Genomic DNA, 20,617 nt, shown 5'->3' with positions numbered 1-20,617 from the left:
TAACAATTGGCGGTTGAATTGCTATCATGATGTTGATTTTACAGCTATCTTTACTTCGCATCTCATCAATAAGGACTGACAACTATGGCTTGGATAAAACGTGCTTTTATCACCCTATTTACCGCAATATCGCTCGCAGCTTGTACGGGGATTCCTGATGACATTCAACCTGTAGATAACTTTGATGTGCAGACTTATATGGGAAAATGGTATGAAATCGCCAGGCTCGATCACCCATTTGAACGGGGCTTATCCAATATATCAGCGACCTACACATTGCAAGAAGACGGCAGCGTTGAAGTCATTAATAAAGGGTGGAACCAAGAAGACAATGAGTGGAGCGAGGCAGTTGGCAAAGCCAAATTTGCTGGCGACAATGACGAAGGCCACCTCAAAGTGTCATTTTTCGGGCCGTTCTACAGCAGTTATATCGTCTACTTCTTAGAACCGGATTACTCTGTCGCCTTAGTCAGTGGCTATAATCGCGATTATATGTGGATTTTATCGCGCACACCGACTCTCACTGACGCTCAGCTCGACAAATATCAGACCATTGCAAAAAAAGCAGGCTTTGATACCTCCGCACTTATCTACCCGGAGCAACAAACCCAACCTGAGTAATGCTTGCTTTAAACCAGCAGACGGATAACCGTTTGCTGGTTTTTCTTTCCCCCACCCGTTCTGTTAACTGATGAATCAAGTTGTTCATATTTGAGTCTTGCGTCAATTACGCTTATCATGAGCGCGCATTTCTTTGATCGTTAACAGAGTTTCTACAAATTCCGGTCAATAAATACACATTTCTTTTTCATTGCGTTAGGTCTATTTATTCATGTTTCAATGGTTCGAAAGCCTTACCACTCCTTTTCCCCAAGAGGAGCCACAAAAGCCACCTAAAAACCTATTAGGTTTTTGCCGACATTACACGCGTGGTTATGAAATACCGCTTATTTTAATGTCGATCCTCAGCGCATGTGTCGCCATTGCAGAGGTGACTTTGCTTCGCTACATGGGCGAACTGGTGGATATTCTTGGCAGCCAAGAGCGCTCAACATTTTGGCAAAACCAAAGTGATACCTTGTGGTCGATGGGCCTGCTCGTGGTGGTTGTCATGCCGATTTTGGCGTTCACACACTCGATGATCATGCATCAAACATTGCTGGGTAACTATCCGATGTCTATCCGCTGGTTAGTGCATCGTTATCTGCTAAAGCAAAGCGTTGGCTTTTTTCAACGGGATTTCGCCGGACGTGTCGCCACGAAAGTAATGCAAAGCGCTTTAGCGATTCGTGAAACGGTGATGAAGTTGGTCGATGTGATGGTCTACATCAGTGTCTATTTTGCCTCGATGGTGTGGATGATGGGTGAAGCAGATCTGGTGATGATGTTGCCTATCCTTATCTGGCTTATCCTCTATATCGTCATCCAGTTTTATTTTATCCCGCGCATGAAAGCCATTGCGACAGACCAAGCCGATGCGCGTTCGCAGATGACAGGACGCATTGTCGATAGCTATACCAACATCACGACCGTCAAGCTGTTTTCACATTCGGAACGTGAAATGAAGTATGCAGAAAGCAGTATGAAGTCATTTCTGCAAACCGTATATCGCCAAATGAGAATGGCTACTTGCCTGCTGTTAAGTGTCGACATTCTTAACTATTTATTGCTGTTTTCAATTGCAGCGCTTTCTATCATGTTGTGGATGGACGCTTCGGTGACGGTTGGCGTTATCGCTGTCGCGATCAGTATTGCTTTGCGCGTACAGGGAATGTCGAAATGGATCATGTGGGAACTGAGCGGGCTGTTCGAAAATATCGGCACCGTGGTTGATGGCATGAATACCATCTCTACCGATGTTGAGATCAAAGATGTCCCTAACGCCAAACCCCTTAAGGTAAACCAAGGTAAAATTGAGTTTGACCACGTCAACTTCAATTACAGCGACGAAGTTTCGGTGTTTAATCAATTGAAACTCACACTTAAGCCGGGTGAGAAAGTGGGGATTGTCGGGCGTTCTGGAGCGGGTAAATCCAGCTTAGTTAACTTGCTGCTGCGCTTTTACGACATCAACTCTGGAACCATTCGTATTGATGACCAAGATATTTCACAGGTATCTCAGGAGTCACTGCGTCATCAAATAGGCATGATTACTCAAGACACCTCATTATTGCACCGCTCCATTCGCGATAACATTCTTTACGGTGCGCCTGATGCCAGTGAAGAAGCATTAATTGAAGCGGCCAAACAAGCGCATGCGCATGAGTTCATCACCACGCTGCGTGATGAACAGGGACGCAGTGGCTATGATGTTGAAGTCGGTGAACGGGGCGTGAAATTATCGGGTGGTCAACGTCAACGTATTGCCATTGCTCGCGTCTTACTCAAAAACGCGCCTATTTTGATTATGGACGAAGCGACCTCAGCATTGGATTCTGAAGTGGAAGTTGCAATTCAGGAAAACCTTGATGCTTTGATGGAAGGCAAAACGGTGATTGCCATTGCTCACCGCTTATCGACCATTGCCGCGATGGATCGGTTAATTGTGATGGAACAAGGGCAAATTGTTGAACAAGGCTCCCATCAAGAGCTGATTGAAAAGAAAGGTATTTACGCCCAACTTTGGGCCCATCAGACTGGCGGGTTCATCGGAGAATAAAGACCATACTTTAGTGATAAATATCTGAACCTTGATTTTAAATTCTAAGCGGCACACAGGTGTCGCTTTTTTTTCTTCGCAATCACATGAAGCACACGGACGCCACGCTTCAATGTACTAACCACATTTAGAACAGCATAACACTCACCCACAAATAAACGTGACAACCTACCAATAAATAATAAAACACCTTTTTAAAAACTCGATCGGCAATCCTAAATTGCCAGTATAATCACGACAATTGATTTCACGTTCTTATAATTTCTCAAGTGATGATAATACCATCTCACAAGGACGAAAATACCAATGAAAAAGAACGTTATTACCCTACTCGCGACTGCCTGTGTCACCTGCTTTACCTCAACGGCATTTTCTGCTGCCAGCGGCCCAGAGTATCAAACGCAAGCGTTTGATTCTCCTGATCGCACTTTTCCGCTGTTTTATGAGCAGCTCAAAGAACGAATGCCATTTGCCTTAGCTTGGAACGATGACATTAAGAACCCTAAGCAGTGGCGCAAACGTGGTCTTGAAAAAGCCCGTGACGTGATCTTCCCCTACCAAGACAACACGCCTTTTATGCCAATGGTTATCGATGAAATTGATCGTGGCGATTATATTGCTCAGAAAATTGTGTTTAATATCAGTGCGGAGTCTCGCGTTATGGCCTTAAAGCTGATCCCTAAAGGCCGAGGCCCATTCCCCGCCGCGCTGTTTTTACACGACCACGGCAGCAAGTTCGATATCGGCAAGGAAAAATTTGTTGAAACCTGGAATAACGATGCGCGCCTAGCGTCATCGCAAGATTGGGCACAACGCTACTTCTCCGGTCGCTATCCTGGTGACGAACTGGCGAAACGTGGCTATGTCGTCCTCTCTATTGATGCATTGGGATGGGGTGACCGCTCAGTTGAAGGATTTAAAACCGACTCGCAACAAGCCCTAGCCTCTAACCTCTTTAATCTCGGTTCGTCATTTGCTGGCATCATCGCTTTAGAAGATGCTCGCGCCGCCCAATTTCTTGCCCACCAACCCGAAGTCGACCGCAAGCGTGTGGCGGCGGTCGGTTTTTCAATGGGGGCTTTTCGCGCCTGGCAAGTCACCGCTCTTTCTGATGACATTACTGCGGGCGTCGTCGATTGCTGGATGGGCACCATGAAAGGTTTGATGGTGCCTGGGAACAACCAGCTTAAAGGACAGTCTGCCTTCAGCATGCTTCATCCTACCATCAGTAAGTATCTTGACTATCCTGACATCGCCGCACTCAGTGCACCAAAGCCAATGCTGGTATTCGCAGGCGGCCAAGATACGCTTTTTCCTATCGACTCAGTTGAAACGGCTTTCAACAAAATGCATTCAGTGTGGGATGCCAATCAAGCCGACGACAAACTTACAACGAAAATTTGGCCAAACAAAGGCCACACCTTTACCGAAGACATGCAAGAGGAGGCATTTGACTGGTTAGACAGTCAATTTGTTCGTTAGTCACGTTCGACCACATTCAAAATAAAAAGAGAAAACAGCATTGGACGGGTTGGGTCGTCCAATGCTGCATAACACAACCATGATAATTCAAATAATACCTAACACCCATTTAAGCAGTGCGCCGCGGCGCATTTGATTGACACTTTATTGATGTTCAAAGAAATGAGGCCCCCATGAAACTTTCGAAACAACTGGCCAGTTTAATTGCAGTCATGGCGATTGCACTTTTACTTAATGGCACCCTCGCATTAAAACTACTCAATAATCAATTAATTGAAGGGAGAAAACATGAAATCGAAACGATTTTGAATTTAACCCTCAACCAAGTAAATCGCTGGGTAGAAATGGAACAATCTGGGCAAATTACCCGAGAACAAGCGGAAGAGCGTGTCGTCGATATTTTATCTGGCATTCGCTACGGTAGCTCCTACATTTGGGCGAATGACAACAATGGCATCGCTCGAGTACACGTCCGAGATGGCGTTGTCGGCACCTATCAAAAGTCATACCCAGAAGCGATAGCTCAACTGCGTGGCAAAACGCTTGATTTCAAGGTGTCCAATAACAGCAAACCTGGCACCGATGAAATGATCGTCAAAATTAATGGTATGGCCAAAATACCTAATTGGAATTGGGTAATGGGCATTGGCGCCTATATGGATGATATCAACGAAGCTTATTGGCAAGTAGTCATCTCGTTTCTTGCCTTGTCAGTATTAGTACTGGCGGTCATTATTGCTATCGCCCTTTACATCGCTCGAAATATTCTTGGCAAAATCGGCGGCGAACCGAGTTACGCCATGGCTATTACCCAACATATAGCCCAAGGTAATCTCGATGAGAAAATTCAAGGTAAGTTCAGCGATAACAGCTTGCTGGGCTCCATATCCAAAATGCAACAATCACTTCGCGATGCGGTGCAAAGTATTCGCTCCGGTTCAAAACAACTGACCACATCTACTGCGCAATTAAAAACCCAGATGGAGAATATCTCCGCGGCTTCTACCGCCTCCTCTGACGCCTCCCACTCGACAGCCGCTTCAATACAAGAGCTTTCAACTTGCATTGAAGAGATCGCCCGTCACGCGACACAAACTGAGGACAACTCAGTACGCTCAAATACCATGTGCAGCGAGGGGGAAACGGTAGTTTTGGCTTCATCAGACCATATTCAGGCAATTTCCAAACAGCTTGAAGAATCGGTAGGAAACATCGATAAACTGCAACAGCGTTCATCGCAAATTGGTGAAGTCGTCAATGTCATTAACGATATCGCAGAACAAACAAACCTGCTTGCGCTTAACGCTGCGATAGAAGCAGCGCGTGCAGGAGAACAAGGCCGTGGGTTTGCAGTCGTCGCTGATGAAGTGCGAACCCTTGCTTCTCGCACAGCTAAAGCCACCTCTGAAATCACAGATACGATTGGTGTAGTACAGACGGAAACGGATCAAGTGGCCAACCTTGTAAAATCAATCTTGCCGACGGTAGAGAACAGTGTGACCACCTCGGCTCAGGTGGCAACCATGCTTGAAGACATTAAAAACAGTTCGCTTGATACCCTGACGATGGTTAAAGATGTCTCAAATGCAACTTCGGAGCAAACCATCGTCGCAGATGAACTCGCGAAGCACTTCGAAAAAATCTCACAGATGATCAACGAATCAAATAATGCGGTGATGGCTTGCAACACCAATGTTGACGATCTCGATACCCTCGCTCGTGATCTTGATGACGCAATTCGGATTTTTAAAGTGTAACCGATAAAAAGTCAGCACTTCGTGTGTTGACTCTTTACATCCCCAAACGACAGCCAACCATCGATGTAAAAAAGCTCACTAACACCAAAGATAACTAATTGAAAATATTACATTTTTAATTACGAAATTTTAAGAAGACCGACTTCTAACCATAAATTAATTTAAATGTTATATAAAAAACAAACCATCGTTTTTTATTTTATAAATAACCTTGGGTATATTGCTTTACCTCGCATTATTAGAGTAAATATTTTAATAAAATTGCGAGTAAACGGGCAGCTCACGATCCAAACGAAAGAATATGTAATTTAATCTTGATAAAAAATAGAAATGGTTTAAATTTAAATCTCTTCTATCTGATAAACTCAAATCGCTTATTTTTAGCGCCACCTTTTCGGTGGCTTTTTTATTTTCAATAACAACTAAACTAAATGATAATAATTATCAAAATACAAAACAATCAATAATCATCCCCTTCTAGCATTTCTAGAGCATCAATTAACGCTACGTATTGCACTTCAAATTCATCATTCAACGCTGTTAGATTGGCAACACTCTGCTGTTTGTCAGTATTAAGTTTAATATCCATCCAACAGTTACGCAGATTCAGAGCCAAAGCAGTCCATGAAAAACGATGATTGTTCACCAGCATATCAAGTTGATATAGCTCATCTTCAAGTGTATTAAATGCGCCTTCTAGCCGCTCCTCCTGAAGAAAAACATCATCATCGTGCCCGTGTTTTTGACTTAACGCCTTAGCAATGGCCCACTGCTTTTTATAGGCGTTAATATTTCTTACGTCACGCAGTGCATAGCGTGCCAAGTGATGTATCATTTCCGTTTTACGTTTATTACGAAATGTATAAATAATCGCAATCAGTGAAAACAAAATAATGCCACTACCTAGAATTAATACCGCGAAGTTAACTATGTCGTACTCCTTAAATGTATTCGGTGACGAGCAGTCATAAATAACACAAACATCAATAAACCAGTGACCCGAGAATCTTTCGTCGTACACATAGGGTTTGGCAACCAGAACGCACGACCTCAATAACAAGACGAAAGAGGTAGATTTCGATTTTATTTAATTACTACATGTTATTCTATTAAATCTACTTATAATTAACCTAAGTTTCAATTTCAACACTCAAAAATAATAATTATGATCAATAGCATGTCTTAACAAAGGTATAACTCCACTAACATTAAGGATATTTAGATTACCCTTACTCTTAGTGAAAGATTAATTGGAAAATGAATAATAAACGTCTCCGCTTATTTTTGAATAATTACTCCAAATAAGGCGTTGATTATCAATAATTAAAGGAAAGTATCACTATAACAATAATGCATTTATAAAATTAATAGTTAACGCGATAAGAGACGTGAATGTTACCGAAAGAAAAGAGCCCAGCAATATATATTCCGTTAAGTGACGGTTCCTACTCTAACTCAATTATCCAAAATGAAAAATGGACTTGGCCGTCAAAATAAAGCCAATCACAGCATGTTCATGCTGAAGGCAAAAGGTCAATATGAGTACTCGTTCTAGGTAACCTATCAGCTCACCACCAGCTTTAAGCTCGTCTTGTTCATCTTGTGGGCTTAATGTATAGCGGCTTAGTCTCCGTTAAATGAGACGCGAACACGGTTTCAGTGTCGCTCCATAACCAAGCAGTAATCACCCATGTTGTACCGCTTAAGCTTACAAAATCAAATGTAACCATGATGAGTTACTTAAAAGTCATCAATACTCGCTCAACAAAGAGGCCGTTCGGATTTGATTTTTGCCGTTGGCTTTGGCGCGATAAAGCGCCTTATCGACAGAGCGAATTGATTGTTCGATATTTTCTTGGTGAAACCGCCCCCAACCAACACTAATGGAAACCGATTGAGAAATCGCCATTGGGTAATGACAAATTGCCAGCCGCGCATGCTCAAGGTATTCAGCCACTTTTTTGGGATCTTGCTCGGTAATAAGGATGATAAACTCTTCACCTCCCCAACGCCCGACAACACCAACCCTTTGAAAAATATGCTCAAGAATATGAGCAATCGACTGCAATACGCCATCACCTGCCGAGTGACCATGGTGGTCATTAACCTGCTTAAAATTGTCGACATCAATCAAAGCAATAGAATGAATGAAAGGAGGCTCAATGAGGCGCTTTTCAATAAAACGGCGGTTATGGACACCCGTTAATGAGTCTGTTGTCGCCAATCGCTCAAGCTGGTCTTTGGCTTCATATACCTTACGATTCGCCTGCAGTCGGCTGGTATCGATATACCAAAATAGCACCGTGACCGTCAGCCAAACCGAGAGCTGGTTAGTGTAACTCGCCCAGCCAAGTGTTTGTTGCTCCTTCACCCCAATATGAACCAGAAGTAGATAGTTGAATACCATAAATTGCATTAGCAAAATGCACTTGAGGTAGCTTCGTGGTAATAACGTAATCGCAATCACCGGATTGAGTACACCATAGATGAGTGCATACTCTGAGCTTTGGACATCAAACATATAGAAGTGCGTCATCGCGAACACTATCGACACCAATATGTAGCTCGAGACGGATACATTACGCTTAATCAGTAACCAGTAAACGCTGGTGATATCCAATATTAGTGTCAGTGCCATCGCCCAAATTAAAGCGGGGTAATAATCAATAAACAAATTATAAGTGAGAAAAAATAGACCGTTAACGGCAATAAGTAACGCACTGACAAAGTTGAGGTATGCCCAGCGATATTGGCGATCATCGCTAGTAAGAGAAAGGTAGTGAACGAATAATTTAGCAATCATGATAACGACCGTCCTTCGAAATAAAAATCGTTCGATAGTTACCATGGCCATGAGCAATCAGACTAACAAACAATTTAGTGGATATGCATCGCTCATCATCGGCGAAGCGGCCGATGGCATCGAAGACATCTCAATATACTGATTGTCTAAATCATACCGCTATGATTCGCATAACTGATAGTCCTAACAGTTATAAGAGCTAACCACACAATACGCTATATCTATAAGAAAATGTTACCGATTTTATGCATGTAATTCGCATTAAAGTGATTTAACGTACGACACACATCGGCGTTTGTGCAATAGGATCTCGGTGAATTTCCGCTTCCAACGCGAACACCTGTTTGAGTAACGGCCGAGTAAGAACCTGTTCAGGCTCTCCTTCAACCACGACTTCACCCTCTTTCATTACAATTAAATGATCACTGTAACGGCACGCTTGATTAATATCATGCAACACACAAACAACCGTTTTTCCTTGTCGCTGTAGAGTTCTTAGCAGATTCATCAACTCAACTTGATGACTTAAATCTAAGTAGGTTGTCGGTTCATCCAGCAGAATATAATCCGTATCTTGTGCGAGCGTCATCGCTAACCAGACTCTTTGTCGTTGACCACCAGAAAGATCGCTCACCGCGCGCTCGGCATAAAGATCAACGCCTGTCGCTCTCATCGCCTGTGTAACCATGTGTTGGTCATGCTCGGACAGTTGTCCCCAAAAACCGGTATAAGGGCTTCGTCCATAAGCGACGGCTTCTCTCACCGTGACGCCCTCAGGGGTTTCTTGAGCTTGAGGAAGCAAAGCCAAGTGGCGAGCCAGTTGCTTTGAATCGGTTTGTTGAATCGGTTGATCATTCCAATAAACAACGCCTTGCTGCGCGGGCAAAATGCGTGACAGCGCTTTAAGCAGCGTTGATTTACCGCAGCCATTTGGACCAAGCAATGCCGTGATTTTACCTTCAGGAACGGTAATATTGACGCCTTTAACAATGGGAGTACGTCCATAACCAACCATCAAATTCTCTGTGTGTAGCTGCATTGTTTATCTCAATTTAAATAGCAAATATAGAAAGTACGGTGCGCCAATAATCGCGGTTAAAATCCCGGCAGGCAACTCGATGGGAGGGTCGATGGTACGCGCTATAAAATCAGCCAGTAACAGTAAAACGGCGCCCACCAACATCGCAGTAGGCAGTAATATTTGATGGCGACCACCGACTAGCTGTCTCGCAAGATGCGGGGCAACTAGGCCTAAAAAGCTAATTGGACCACATACCGCGACGGCAGCCGCCGTCCATACGACAGCAAGCAAAAGCGCACCGACACGAGTCCATTGGACATGAATTCCCAAGCTGGTGGCCCTTTCATCGCCGAGGGTCAGTAGGTTTAACGCTTGGCTAAGCCACAAAACTACCGGCGTTAAAAGCAGCCATGGCGCAAGCATACTCAATTGGTCCCAACTTCTCCCCCATAAACTGCCCGTTAGCCACAACAGCGCATTGTTGATTTCCAGTGGTTGAATTAGAATCAAGAAGTCTATGGCGCTGCCGTATAGCGCCGCCAGCGCAACGCCGGTGATCGCCAAACGTACTGGGCTGACATCCCCCCCTACCACTAGGGCTAAAATGAGTGCCGCAGCGATCCCGCCACAAAGCGCGGCCGCAGGTAACCAATACACAGAAACAGCAGGAAATAACGTCATCAAAATGACCGCCGCCAACCCAGCACCATGACTGACCCCCAGAATATCTGGAGAGGCTAAAGGGTTTCTTATCACTCCCTGAATCAGCACACCTGCGCTGGCCAGCATGGCCCCGACGACGATGGCAAGGATAGTGCGCGGTAAGCGATATTCATGCACGGTAAAATAAAACTCACTGTGATGACGAAACCCGTCCATCACCTGTTCTAAGGTTAAATTCACCGCACCAAAGCATAAGCTCGCGGCGACAGCGAGCAAGCATAGCATGCTGAAGAGCAGTAACGCTCGAAGCGAAGTGTTCACTGTTTATTCCTCACCAGATATAAAAAGCAAGGTGCACCAATTAATGCCAGCACGGCGCCTGCTGGAGTTTCCGTCGGAAAACTGACGGCGCGACTTAGTATATCGGCGCTAATGGTCAATAAAGCCCCAACCAACATCGCAACAGGTAAAATCCGGCGATAGTCAAACCCCACCAGCATTCGCGCCATATGCGGTACAATCAGACCAACAAATGCGATGGCTCCAACGGCGCTCACACTGATGCTCACTAAAATCAACACGATCAGTGCAATCAGTATTCTCAAACGTGTCAAATTGACACCAAGGCTTTTAACTCGTTCGTCCCCCATCGCTAGCAAATTGATTTTGGGTGTGATCAATAATGCCGCCAGCGAAGTTGGCGCTAACAGCAGACAACTGGTTTTTAATGTCGGCCAATCAACATGTGCAAACGACCCAGCAAGCCAACTCATCACCGCGATGGCTTGATCTTCCGCCAAAATAACACTGGCTTTGGTTAATGCACTGCACAAAGCGGAGATCGCGATACCCGCTAAAATAAGTTGCCCACGTTCTGAGCCCATCTTCCATGCGCCGCCAAGTGTCATGACTAATGTCCATGCACCAAAACCACCCACCATCGCTGCGAGTGAACTGCTGATCATCGACTGAGAAATAAAAAGCGTTGTCACTAATGCCATGCCAAGCGCTGCGCCAGCATTAACCCCAAATAAACTTGGAGAGGCCAAAGGATTTCGCGTCAATGCTTGCATTAAGCAGCCCGCGCCCGCCAGAGAGCTGCCCACCACAGCCGCTTCAAGCACACGAGGTAATCGCAGCTCACGAACGACGACATGCGCCATCTGCTGAGGATCAAACGAGAAGATAGCCCCCACCGCTTCGCCTGCTGACACAGGAACGGCCGAGTAACTAAATAGCGCGATCCACATCATTAGCGTCAGAAACAAGGCGAGCGTGAAAATCACGCCCGTAAAAGAAAGAGGTAACGCTCGATGCATTAAGATTGAACCAATTTCAGTAAATCATTGGCCATATATTCGGCGGCTAATATCCCGCGACAGCGTGCCCACATATTCCCATCGACGTGATAAACATGTTGATTCGAAACGGCTTTTAGCACTGACCACAATGGCTGTTTTTGCCATTTTTTGACCACACTGTTCTCTGTGTAATCACCGACAATCAGATAATCAGGGTTGAGACCAAGTAGCTGCTCCAAACTAATTTGGCGTGAGGCTTTTTCATTGTCGAGTACCTGAGGAGAGCTCAAACCAAGGGCACTGATCACTCCACCTGCGTAAGACTGAGAAGAATGCGCATAAAAATCATTTTCCCGCGCGACACCAAATTGGATCTGATTGCCATTCAATACCGCCAGTTTTTTAGCGTAGCTCAGCATTGTTTGATGGTGCTTGGCTAAACGTGACTGCATCTGCTTATTTTTACCAACGATCTTACCGATAATCGCCGCCGACTTGAGGTTATCTTGATACGTTTCTCGACGTGACGGTAGTAATATGGTCGGCGCAATCTTAGATAAATCGTTAAATACCGCAGAATGGCGGTCAACATCCGCGATGATCAGGTCGGGCTTAAGTGAAGCGATAACCTCTAAACTGGGCTGCGAACGAGTACCGACCGAAGTCCAATCACCTAATTTCTCACTCACGGCAGGAAGTAAACGACTTGGATCGTTATCATCCGCGATGCCAACAGGGCTCACATCTACTGCGGCGAGAGCGTCAACAAACGAAAACTCCAGTGCCACAATTCGCTGTGGTTGATAATCAAGACTAAATTCACCACGACTATCGGTCACTGTCACCGCCGCCGCGATGGTGCTCCACAAACAAAACAGCGCCACCGCGCCTCGCACAACCCAAGAAAAAGACATATTAATCCAATACCTTACATTACTTTGCTACAAAAAACGACGTTGACGATTGTACGCCGAAACCATAAAAAGAAAACAATAAATCAATTGATAATTATTCATATTCGAAATACAAATAATCAACGCCCATCACTTCAGCCAGATAAAACTAAGGCCTGAGTAACTCAGGCCCTAGGATTAAAACTGGTAATTAGCGGTGAGGTAAACGCGACGTCGCTCACCTGGGAAGTGTCCGGTTTTATTGCTAAATCCGCTAACTGCGTACTCTTTATCAAACAAGTTTTTGACATTCAGTTGGAACTGCCACTGCTGCCAACGTGTTTGCCACGATGTATCGTAAACTACATAGGACTTCACGATTTGCCCGCTACGGTTATATTGCTCACTCACATAATCGGCACCAAAACCGAGAGACGAATTCAGGGCGCTTACGTCATAGCGTGTCCACATACCCAGTTGATTATGGGGTGCATTCGAAAAACGTTTGCCAATCGCGTTGGTAATACCATCGTACGCTTTTTTAACGACCGTATCGTTATAGGCGTAGCTCAAATTCGCCGTCCAGTTTTCAGTTAGGTCGGCCAACATATCCACTTCAATACCTTGGCTACGCACTTCTCCAAATGCCACTAAGCGATCAGAGTCTTCAGGGTCAGATTGAAGGATATTCTCCTTAATGGTTCGGTAAGCCGCTAGGTTGACATTGAGGGCATTATCAAACCAGTAGCTACGTATACCCGCTTCATACATCAAACTTTCTTCGGGATCGAAAGGTCCACCATTCGACGCAGCTTGGTCTGATGCATCTTGTGGCACAAAGCCACTCGCAACCACCGCATAAGGATGCAGTTGCTCACTGATTTTATAGGTTGTTCCTAAACGGTAAGAAACGCCGGAGCCGTTATAAGAGCTCGTTTCATCGCCCACTAAATCATGGACTTCATCATCAAATAGATCGGCGCGAATCCCTGCGAGTAGATTCCACTGCTTGTTGACGGCCCATTGGTCTTGCAAATAAACACCAAAACGATCCGAACGTGAGGTCGTTTGCTTAGCCAACTTAAGCGTATAATCCGAGGCGTCATCACTGTAGTCTGGGTTTTGTAGACTAACACCAGAAACGCCATCCGCTGTTTTAGCACGATAGTAAACGTAATCTTGATCCACACGATAGTAATCACTGCCCGCCAACAAGGTATGTTGACCAAGCTCTGCAATGAGGTTAGCACTCAATGCACCTGCTTGGTTAGAGCGAACTTGGTCACGATATTGACGCGCGCTCCAGTCGACCTCTCCATCGCCATCCGTATCACTGAACCCCACGGGTTCATGGTATTTTTGTGTTTCTTGATTTTCATAGTAACGGGCCGTGACATTACCGCTTAACCAAGCGTTAAAATCATGATCGACACGCAGTTGATAAACTTGAGCTTCAAGATCTTGGTAGTCCGATGCCGAATTTGCATTCCAGTCAATGTCGGTTAAAAAGTTTCCGGCATCATCGGTTGGAATGCCACGAACACGAGCACCGCCGAAATGTTGAATAATGTCGGTAAACTGGGCTGTCACCGTCGTCGTATCGCCAAAGTCCCACGCGTAACCTAAATCGATAATCCGATTACGTACGTCAGTATTGTCACGCGCGGGATTTTCGTGATCTTGATAAATACCGATGCGGTAACGCTGAGTGGACTCATCATTCGCGGCCCCTGACAGCTCAAGGCTACCGCTGACAAAATCTTGATTACCCGCCGTGACGGACAGCTTTCGCTGCGTATCATACGTCGGTTTTTTAGTGGTGTAGTTGATCACCCCACCCGGTTCGCCACTGCCTGAAATGGCGGCCGAGGGCCCTTTCAGTACTTCAACTTGCTCAATGTTAAAAAGTTGTGGAATGGCAAAACCATTAAATGGGTCACCGCGCATGCCATCATAAAGAATCTCATCTTGGCGGAAACCGCGAAATGTCACTCCCGAATAGGAATACTGACTCACCCCACTGATAGAACGATAAAGGTCGGTAACTTGCCGCGCACCTTGGTCTTCAATCAGTTGCTGTGGCAGCACTTGAATCGATTGAGGCGTATCGTCAATATCGGTCGCAGTTTTTGTGGCTAAACTGGCTTGCTGCGCACGGTAGACTGACAGAGCTCGTCCATAAACCGTCACTGTATCTTGTGAATCGTCAGCGCTATTGCTCGTTTGAGATGTAGAATTGTTGGTTGACGTCAACGCGTCGTTTGCATGTGCCTGCGCACTCAGCCCCGCCAATACGGCAAGAAACAAAGGATGAAACTTAGTAAAACCCGCCATTATTATTCATTGTGTGATGAGAATAGGGCTGCAAAATCTAACTGAGTTTAATTCTCATTACAATTTATTTTATTGATATACTCCGCACTTATCATTTGGATGATGAATAAACCGTCATACCTACGCCACTGGTTTAATACTCAGCATGGAAACAACAATGCCCAGCAATATCATCAATATCACCGGGCACACTCCCCATTCACTGAGTTTGTGAACGTTAGGCGTTTAATCCTGTGCTCTTGGCAACTTGAGCGACCACTGACTTTAAGCTGGAAGCGATATCTTGCAGGGTTTGCTGCTCTTCATCGCTAAATGGGTGTTGTAAAATAGATTCCGCACCGTTAGAACCAACGATGGTAGGTAGACTGAGCACCACATCATTCAGCCCGTAATCCCCTTGCATCATACTGCCAACGGGAAGCACTGAGCGTTCGTTAATCATAATTGCTTGAATAATTCGAAAGACGCTCGCAGCAATACCATGTGTGGTATTTTGTTTGCGTTTAAAAATCTCAAACCCGGCCTGCTTCACTGACTCCAGCAGTTTATCGGCATCAATGCGTGGTAGGCGATGTGTATCACAGTAGTAATCCGCTGGTTGGCCAGCAATTGAGATAAGGCTTTTTGGGGTAAAACAGTGACTACCGTGCTCGCCCAAAACATACCCAAACACATTTTTAGGGTCTAGGTTTATGCGGCTTGCAACGATTGACATTAACCTTGCGGTATCAATCACACAGCCAGCGCTGATCACTTGCTGCGCTTTATATTGTGTATTTTTAACAATAAAGTGCGCGACGATATCACATGGGTTGGTGACGATGATCAGCTTCGCACCTGGAGCCACTCGCTCGATTTTTTTAGCAATATCCACTCCGATTTGGCTATTGATTTCCGCCAAGTCAGTCCGCGATTGGCCATCTTTAATCTGGGATCCTGCAGTGATCACCACAATATCGCAGCCAATTAACGTCAGATAATCATCTGTCGGCACGATGTGTGTGTTCTTAGAAAACGTTAATGCGGCAGTGTGGCGGAAGTCGAACACCTCTCCTTCGGCTCGCTCCAAATTCTGATCAAGCAGTACTAATTCACTGACACTGCCCATAGTTAACAGGTAGTTACATACGCCTACGCCAACCGCGCCCGCACCAATAACACCAATTTTCATGTTTCTCTCCCTGAGATGACTTCATGTATATCAATGTTAATTATACCTATTAAACACGTTTTCACTTCAACTAAATTTCTTAAAATAAGATTAAATCAGCCATAAATATTGCAAATAACAACAAAAGCAATACGTAACACTTTTTAACCTGCACTAAAATACATCAATAATCACCAAAACAGAGCAATCGTCTGCTTACGTTTAGCGATAAGCACGTAATCTCAGCCGACCATCCGTTCGATAAATAATCAACGCGAGCAAAATCAATACACAGCCAATCAGTTTTGAGTGGGAAAGCTGCTCGGCGTACCATAAAACGCTCAGAACCACCGTCCATACCGGCTCTAAAATCATAATCAGCGCGGCATTTCCCGGATTGATGTGTTTTTGACCTAAGGTTTGCATCACATAACGAAGCGCGGTGGCAAGAACGGCGCTCAACGCGAACCATCCCCAAATACTCGGTTCAATGGATTGAGGCATGGTTTCAAACATCGCGCTCGCTATCATGGCGATCACCCCGGTGACAAACAGTTGAATGCAGGTTAGCAGCAGGACAGGAAGTGTTTGCGAATATTTGCTGTTGATATTGAAATGCAGCGCCAGCATGCTCGCGTTGACCAAAAACCACAGTTGGCTGCTGGAAGCCTGCCACCCATCAGCCAGTGAGAGAAAGCCAAGGCCAATCACGGCGATAGGGAGGGATACCCAAAAAATACGTTTTGGTTTTTGTTTGAACAACAGCCATGCAATCAGCGGAACGATCAACATCGACAAGCTAACGATAAACGCCCCTTCCCCCAAAGTTTCACTGATGGAAATGGCATGAATCCAACTAAGGAGAGCGCCACTAAGCAAGACACCAACCATCGCAGCTTGTGCAATTGCTTGACGATTGGCGTTAATTAGCGCGCGGTAACACAGTGGCAAAATGCACAAAGACGCGACCAGAAACCGCAACCCAACAAAGGCAAATGGCGGCAGCCCAGCAATGGTCTCTTTGGAAAAGATCCAACCAAAGGCGGCAAACAAGGTTGTCACCACTAAAATGAGGCTCGCTTTACGTTCTGAATTCACAGGCATGACTACTCATAACAAACAAAGATACGGGAGCAAAACTGAGAACCAGATTCACTCAGACTGCCTCATCATGCCAAACCTAAATTCAACAAGCGATCAAAATATCACTCACGATGATGTTTCGTTTATACAAAGCTCAATAACTTAATGAAACATTCAAAATTTACCTGCCAATACATTGATAACTCAAGGCTTTGCCATCGTTTCGTCAACAAAGCTTCATTGAGCTGACACATTAGGCTCACCAATCTGCAATATAAATTTCGCACCATAGCCTGCAAGCGAAACACACTTAGTCTCGTTCGAAACCTTACAAGGAAATGGATAATGAATAAGCTATGGCTAGCAGGCGTGCTGTCTGCAACGATTTCAGGAACGACGTTTGCAGCAACCGATATCACTTGGTGGCACGCTATGGGCGGACAACTTGGCGATACCGTCAACCACATTGCCGATGAGTTTAACGCTTCACAAGACAAGTACAAAATTACACCGGTGTTCAAAGGCAGTTACACAGAAACGCTCACTGCCGGAATTGCGGCTTTTCGCGCTGGTGAAGCGCCCAATATTCTCCAAGTTTTCGATGCTGGTGCTGCCACCATCATGAACGCACCAGGCGTCGCAAAACCCGTGGCCGATATTATGGTCGAGTCGGGTTACCCTTTTCACTCCGAAGATTACTTAGCAGGGGTTCGCAACTTTTATGCTGACAACAGTGGAAAGATGGTCGGCATGCCATTTAATAGTTCCACTCCCGTACTTTACTACAACAAAGATTTGCTTAGTCAGGCCGGCGTTGACGTTCCTAAAACCTATGAAGACATCGAAAAAGCCGCAGAGAAACTCAAGAAAGCGGGCCACATTGCCTTTTCACAATCACACACACCGTGGATTATGTTTGAGAACTTCAAATCACGCCACAACCTGCCGCTTGCGGATGAACACAATGGCTACGACGGCCTCGCAACCAAACTGACGTTTAATAGCGATGACATGAAAATGCATTTCAATAAGCTCAAAGAGTGGTCCGATAAGGGCTACTACAAATATTATGGAAGCGATTGGGATGCCAACCAAACTCCGTTTGAACGACAAGAAGTCGCCATGTGGATTGGTTCATCGGGCTCATTTGGTGGCTTGCGTGACCGCGTAAAATTTGAGTTGGGCACAACCTATTTGCCCTACTGGTCTTCTCTGAGTAATCACCCGGTTCATACCTTTATCGGAGGCGGTGCGCTGTTTGCGCTCAGTGGGCACGACCAAGAACAAGATAAAGGCGTTGCGGCTTTTTTTGCTTATCTTACCCAACCAGAAACCCAAATGTACTGGCATAAAACAACGGGGTACGTGCCAGTCACCAATGCGGCTTATGAGCTCACTAAAGCCTCTGGCTACTACCAAAAAAATCCAAATGCTGAAGTGGGCGTGAAGCAGCTCAGTCTCCCCGATGGCGAGTGGGCAAAAGGCTACCGATTAGGGTTCTATCCACAAATCCGTGAAGTCATGAACCGTGAATTCGATAATATTTTTGCTGGAAGCTCCAGTGTCGAACAAAGCTTGGACAAAGTAGAAACCGAGAGTTCGCAATTACTCAAACGTTTCGCCCGCACCGTTCAATAACCCCACACCGCCTTCTCTTGTGATAAGGGAAGGCGTTTCTATTATCAGGAGTGCGAAATGCCACGTCGCCAACAATTTATTCACTCTCCACTGCCCTATCTCTTCTTGGCACCGCAAATCGTTATTATCGGTATCTTCTTTATTTATCCAGCCGTCAAGGCGGTGTACCTCTCGTTCATGCTTGAAGATCCATGGGGAATGTCTTCCACGTTTGTGTGGTTTGAAAACTATCAAATGCTATTTGGCTCTGACGAGTACTTAAAATCGGTCGGCTTTACGTTGTGTTTTGCGTTTATCGTTTCGTTCTTTTCACTCTCTTTCGCACTGCTGCTCGCGGTCAAAGCCGACAACATTATTCATGGTCAAAGTACATATAAAGTGACGCTCACTTGGGTTTATGCTGTTGCGCCAGCAATTGCCGGCGTCATCGGCAGCTTTATGTTTAACCCACACATTGGCGTATTAACCGATTTTTTTGCGGCTATAGGCTGGGATTTTAGTTTTCAAACCGATCCATTTGACGCCACGTTTGCACTGGTGTTGATGTCAGTTTGGAAGCAAGTCGCAGTGAACTTTATCTACTTCCTCGCTGGCTTACAGTCCATTTCCGGAGCGGTCAAAGAAGCAGCCACGCTAGACTGCGTGAGTGACAGCAAGCGATTTTGGACGATTACGTTTCCTCTGCTCGCGCCCACCGGGTTCTTTTTATTGGTGATTAATTTGACCTACGCCTTTTTCGATACGTTTGGCGTCATTGACACCATGACGAATGGCGGCCCCGGCGGCAGTACCACATCACTGGTATACAAAGTTTACCGTGACGGCTTTGTTGGGGCTGACCTCGGAGGCAGCTCAGCGCAATCGGTGGTGCTATTACTCTTGGTTCTCTCGCTAACGTTTATTCAATTTCGCTTGGTGGAAAAACGGGTCCACTACTAACCGTAATAGCGCGGCTTCAAACCATCATTAGGAGATGTTTATGACTATCAAAACCTTCTCTGATCACGCCATTCTCATTATCGGAGCTCTATTTCTTTTAGTGCCGATTTGGCTGATTTTTGCAAGCTCAACCCATGATCCGAACACCATAATGACCGAAGGGTTACAATGGCTACCCGGTGAGCATTTCTTTGATGTTTACCAAGAGGCATGGAGCAAAACGACTGGCTTTGCCGGCGAGGTGACCACCCAGAGTATGGTGATGAACTCGATCATCATGGGACTGGGCTTTGCCATCGGAAAAATCATTATTTCACTGATGGCGGCTTACGCGCTGGTTTACTTTCGTTTGCCGTTCGCCACGTTGTGGTTTTGGCTCATCTTTGTCACTTTGCTGCTGCCACTAGAAGTGCGAATTATTCCTTCGTATGAAGTCGTCTCCAGCTTAGGAATGCTCAACAGCTATTCAGGGTTGGTCCTGCCATTGATTGCCAGCGCAACGGCCACTTTTTTCTTTCGTCAATTTTTTAAAACCGTACCCGATGAGCTGTTGGAAGCGGCGCAATTAGATAACGCCGGGCCATTACGATTTTTCATTGATATTTTGCTGCCGCTGTCGAAAACCATGATAGCTGCGATTTTCATCATTATGTTTGTCGTGGGTTGGAATCAGTATCTATGGCCAATCATGATGACGACCGATGAGAGTTACAACACTATCGTGATGGGCATTAAACAACTCCTCAATAATATTCGAGAAACACGGACACCACGCTACGACTTTGCGTTTGCGATGGTTATCTTCGCGATGTTGCCACCGATTTTAGTCGTGGTGGTCTTTCAGCGTTGGTTTGTAAAAGGACTGGTTGAAAGTGAAAAATAACCCGATTCAAC

16 protein-coding genes are annotated in these 20,617 nt (G+C 45.4%); 7 read left to right on the top strand and 9 right to left on the bottom strand.

The genetic code is table 11. The annotated features are described in order from the left end of the window. The first annotated feature begins 84 nt into the window (after window positions 1–84). From ACFFUV_RS03660 to ACFFUV_RS03645, 4 genes are all read left to right on the top strand, one after another. Window positions 85–621, top strand: a complete 537-nt coding sequence (locus ACFFUV_RS03660; protein WP_390189771.1) for a lipocalin family protein — start codon at window positions 85–87, stop codon at window positions 619–621. A gap of 211 nt (window positions 622–832) precedes the next feature. Continuing rightward, window positions 833–2,659, top strand: coding sequence for an ABC transporter ATP-binding protein (locus ACFFUV_RS03655; RefSeq protein ID WP_390189769.1), 1,827 nt, complete (start codon window positions 833–835; stop codon window positions 2,657–2,659). Between the two features lie 306 nt (window positions 2,660–2,965). Continuing rightward, a complete protein-coding gene (locus tag ACFFUV_RS03650) occupies window positions 2,966–4,141 on the top strand; it encodes a dienelactone hydrolase family protein (RefSeq protein WP_390189768.1) in 1,176 nt (391 codons plus the stop codon). Window positions 4,142–4,314: 173 nt separating this feature from the next. After that, window positions 4,315–5,898: a methyl-accepting chemotaxis protein gene (locus ACFFUV_RS03645; protein ID WP_390189767.1), complete on the top strand. Its 1,584-nt coding sequence runs from the start codon at window positions 4,315–4,317 to the stop codon at window positions 5,896–5,898. A gap of 460 nt (window positions 5,899–6,358) precedes the next feature. On the opposite strand, the gene ACFFUV_RS03640 is transcribed toward ACFFUV_RS03645, so the two are convergent. The 9 genes from ACFFUV_RS03640 to ACFFUV_RS03600 all read right to left on the bottom strand — a co-directional run bounded on the left by ACFFUV_RS03640 (window position 6,359) and on the right by ACFFUV_RS03600 (window position 17,161). Then, window positions 6,359–6,919, bottom strand: a complete 561-nt coding sequence (locus tag ACFFUV_RS03640; RefSeq protein ID WP_390189766.1) for a hypothetical protein — start codon at window positions 6,917–6,919, stop codon at window positions 6,359–6,361. 729 nt (window positions 6,920–7,648) lie between these two features. Beyond that, entirely contained in the window at window positions 7,649–8,701 is a 1,053-nt protein-coding gene (locus ACFFUV_RS03635) for a GGDEF domain-containing protein (RefSeq protein WP_390189764.1), read from the bottom strand. A gap of 271 nt (window positions 8,702–8,972) precedes the next feature. Continuing rightward, complete coding sequence (gene fecE / locus ACFFUV_RS03630) at window positions 8,973–9,740, bottom strand: Fe(3+) dicitrate ABC transporter ATP-binding protein FecE (protein ID WP_390189763.1); 768 nt, start codon at window positions 9,738–9,740, stop codon at window positions 8,973–8,975. Window positions 9,741–9,743: 3 nt separating this feature from the next. Beyond that, a complete protein-coding gene (gene fecD, locus ACFFUV_RS03625; RefSeq protein ID WP_390189761.1) occupies window positions 9,744–10,706 on the bottom strand; it encodes a Fe(3+) dicitrate ABC transporter permease subunit FecD in 963 nt (320 codons plus the stop codon). After that, on the bottom strand, window positions 10,703–11,704 hold the full coding sequence (locus tag ACFFUV_RS03620) for an iron chelate uptake ABC transporter family permease subunit (RefSeq protein ID WP_390189759.1): 1,002 nt from the start codon (window positions 11,702–11,704) through the stop codon (window positions 10,703–10,705). The genes fecD and ACFFUV_RS03620 overlap by 4 nt, the downstream gene beginning before the upstream one ends. Beyond that, on the bottom strand, window positions 11,704–12,600 hold the full coding sequence (locus ACFFUV_RS03615) for a Fe(3+) dicitrate ABC transporter substrate-binding protein (RefSeq protein ID WP_390189757.1): 897 nt from the start codon (window positions 12,598–12,600) through the stop codon (window positions 11,704–11,706). Before ACFFUV_RS03615 ends, ACFFUV_RS03620 begins: the two co-directional genes overlap by 1 nt. Window positions 12,601–12,777: 177 nt before the next feature. Next, the gene (locus tag ACFFUV_RS03610) at window positions 12,778–14,913 is read right to left on the bottom strand and encodes a TonB-dependent siderophore receptor (protein ID WP_390189756.1); all 2,136 of its coding nucleotides are present in this window, start codon (window positions 14,911–14,913) and stop codon (window positions 12,778–12,780) included. 217 nt (window positions 14,914–15,130) lie between these two features. Then, on the bottom strand, window positions 15,131–16,084 hold the full coding sequence (locus tag ACFFUV_RS03605; protein WP_390189754.1) for a lactate/malate family dehydrogenase: 954 nt from the start codon (window positions 16,082–16,084) through the stop codon (window positions 15,131–15,133). 201 nt (window positions 16,085–16,285) lie between these two features. Then, complete coding sequence (locus ACFFUV_RS03600; RefSeq protein WP_390191822.1) at window positions 16,286–17,161, bottom strand: DMT family transporter; 876 nt, start codon at window positions 17,159–17,161, stop codon at window positions 16,286–16,288. Between the two features lie 330 nt (window positions 17,162–17,491). Here ACFFUV_RS03600 and ugpB point away from each other — a divergent pair, with 330 nt between their 5' ends. From ugpB to ugpE, 3 genes are read left to right on the top strand one after another with little or no spacing between them, the layout of a single operon-like run. Continuing rightward, on the top strand, window positions 17,492–18,784 hold the full coding sequence (ugpB, locus tag ACFFUV_RS03595; protein WP_390189752.1) for a sn-glycerol-3-phosphate ABC transporter substrate-binding protein UgpB: 1,293 nt from the start codon (window positions 17,492–17,494) through the stop codon (window positions 18,782–18,784). Between the two features lie 57 nt (window positions 18,785–18,841). Continuing rightward, window positions 18,842–19,723, top strand: a complete 882-nt coding sequence (locus ACFFUV_RS03590) for an ABC transporter permease subunit (RefSeq protein WP_390189751.1) — start codon at window positions 18,842–18,844, stop codon at window positions 19,721–19,723. A 40-nt stretch (window positions 19,724–19,763) separates the two neighbouring features. Further along, complete coding sequence (gene ugpE, locus ACFFUV_RS03585; RefSeq protein WP_390189750.1) at window positions 19,764–20,606, top strand: sn-glycerol-3-phosphate ABC transporter permease UgpE; 843 nt, start codon at window positions 19,764–19,766, stop codon at window positions 20,604–20,606. The last annotated feature ends 11 nt before the right edge of the window (window positions 20,607–20,617 follow it).

Origin of the sequence: Vibrio olivae, assembly GCF_042428525.1 — a bacterium.
In the GTDB taxonomy this organism is placed as follows: Bacteria; Pseudomonadota; Gammaproteobacteria; order Enterobacterales; family Vibrionaceae; genus Vibrio; species Vibrio olivae.
This window is presented reverse-complemented; position numbering and strand designations above follow the sequence as displayed.